Annotated in this window: 4 protein-coding genes; all 4 read left to right on the forward strand. The window is 47.4% G+C overall.

Annotated features, from left to right (window positions below):
- On the forward strand, positions 1–190 hold a 190-nt coding region (locus PPL9_RS32400), incomplete at its 5' end, for a hypothetical protein (RefSeq protein ID WP_161831299.1).
- Between the two features lie 63 nt (positions 191–253).
- A complete protein-coding gene (locus tag PPL9_RS14055) occupies positions 254–886 on the forward strand; it encodes a TIGR02594 family protein (protein ID WP_057463296.1) in 633 nt (210 codons plus the stop codon).
- Between the two features lie 194 nt (positions 887–1,080).
- Entirely contained in the window at positions 1,081–1,347 is a 267-nt protein-coding gene (locus PPL9_RS14060; protein ID WP_057463297.1) for a hypothetical protein, read from the forward strand.
- Positions 1,348–1,508: 161 nt separating this feature from the next.
- On the forward strand, positions 1,509–2,285 hold a 777-nt coding region (locus PPL9_RS14065; RefSeq protein WP_200962318.1), incomplete at its 3' end, for an Ig-like domain-containing protein.

The following is a 2,285-nucleotide window of genomic DNA, read 5'->3' on the forward strand; positions in this document are numbered from 1 at the left end:
GCTCCCATCCGGCAAAGCAGGTAAATACACCGTCTTAACGACGGCAGATGAAAGCGGGCACATACCTCGAACCACTGCGAAAACAAAAGATGGCTTTAAGACTGGATTTGTGACACGGCGAACGACCACACCTTATCCATTTGTCGGCTCAAGCACAGGTCACGATGTGGTTGTGATTGGTGTTTGGTAGGGCATTGCAAGCGAACTCAACTGAAAGCCGGCTCCCCTAGGGAGCCTTTTTTGTGAGGTGATCATGGGACGGGTACCAGACTTGGAATCTCAAGAAATGCTGTTGGAACTTGGATTCAATCCAGGCAAGCCCGATGGTGATTGGGGCAGACTTTCAGAACATGCCTATCAGAGTTGGCTAGGCTTCAAGATTAAAGCGGTCAAAAGTGGCGAGCCGCCATGGCTTATTGAGGCGCGACGATTGTTGGGAACCAAGGAAATATCAGGACCGAAGCACAATCCAAGGATTATGGGTTGGGCGAGTAAGTTGGGTATCTCCTACCAGACTGATGAAACCCCTTGGTGTGGTCTGTTTGTCGCCCATTGCATGAGCCTTGTTTCTGATCGCCTGCCTATCAATCCTCTAGGGTCTCGCCAATGGGCGAAATACGGCAGACGGTTAGATAAAGGGGTGCCTGGCTCTATTCTTGTCTTCTGGCGCGGTAGCCCTCGCGGTTGGAAAGGGCACGTTGGTTTCTACGTTTCTGAGAGTGCCGGCCACTATCATGTGCTTGGTGGCAATCAGTCCAATGCAGTCACAACTGCAAAGCTTTCAAAGCGTCGGCTCTTAGATATCCGGTGGCCGGAAAGCTATCCAGTGAAAGGAGAGCGAGTGTTGGCACAGCGCGAAGGTGCTGTCTCGATCAACGAAGCTTGAGGTTGCTTCAGTTAGAACTTCTTTTCTGGCTAGCTAGTGGATAAACTCACAAGCTTGGTTGCACAGGAACTCGTGAAATTTCTTCGTGAGTTTGGTCGCGTTGGAACACTCTCTTGATTGAGTATCGGAAGTGCAAAGCCTGACGAGACAACTAAAACTACACGATCAAATTGCGAAAGAAAGAGGTGCTTGTGATGGCGATGCAAGAGCAAGCGCTTTCGGGTTGGCGTCTTGGAAAAGAGATCCCAGTAGGGCTTATGTTTACTGTGATACTGCAGTTTATTGGTTTTGTCTGGTGGGCGGCAAGCGTCAACGAACGAGTGACTGCATTGGAGCGCTACGCTTCGCAAAGTAGCGCTATGGTTGAGCGTGTTACACGGGTTGAGACATTGGTTGAGAGCGTTGAAAAGCGGTTGGAAAATATCGAAAGGAAACTAGATCGCATTGCCGATAAGGGGTGAAAGTACATTTACTTACAACCTAACATAAGAAAGATGCGAGATTCTTATCTATTTCAAAATACAGCGGAAAATTCATATTTATTAAAATTGAAATCATAAGTTTCGGGCAAGTTTTGCAACTTTAGGGTGTAATTGTTAATGCTCTTAGGGAAGTTGTTTTAATGTCTAACTCAGCACCATTTTCCTACCCAATTCAAATCTCAACTACTGAAAACGATGTGATTTCCATTAGAGTTTTCTTCCAGGATTTTGATCTGGTAGATACTCATACACTTGCTTTGAATGTCGCTGAAATGATCGGAACTGGAACAGTCATCAGTGATGACACATTCCACTATGACCCAGGCACTAAATTCGATCATCTAGCTGTTGGAGAAACAGCTATAGATACGTTTTCTTATACGATTACTGATGCTGCTGGTGAAAGTGCGACTTCTACTGTCACAATTACGGTGACAGGGCAGAATGAAGGGCCGGTTGCGGTTGAGATCGCGAGGCAGACAGACGAAAACACTGCGATTAATATCGCACCCGAGTTCGTTGATCTCGATACATCTGACACCCATAGCATTGCCGTTGATACGAGCGACACTACCGGTTCTGTTACAGTAAATGCCGATGGTACATTCACCTATAGTCCAGATGGTAAGTACGACGCATTGAACCGCGGAGAAACCGCAACCGATACTTTCACTTACACCGTAACAGATGCCTCAGGTGAAAGTTCCACTGAGACGGTTACTGTTACAATCCTGGGTGAGGGTAATGTCACAGCTAAATCCGGCAAACTTGTTGCCTCTGATGGTGCTGAGTATGACAGCTTCGGCCATGGAGTGCAGGTGAATGACCACGGAGTTGTGGTTGTTGGTGCTTCTGGGGATGATGATAAGGGCAGTGAATCCGGTTCGGTCTATGTCTATACGCCAGATGGTGGCAGT

It is taken from the genome of Pseudovibrio sp. POLY-S9 (genome assembly GCF_001431305.1).
Taxonomy (GTDB): Bacteria; Pseudomonadota; Alphaproteobacteria; order Rhizobiales; family Stappiaceae; genus Pseudovibrio.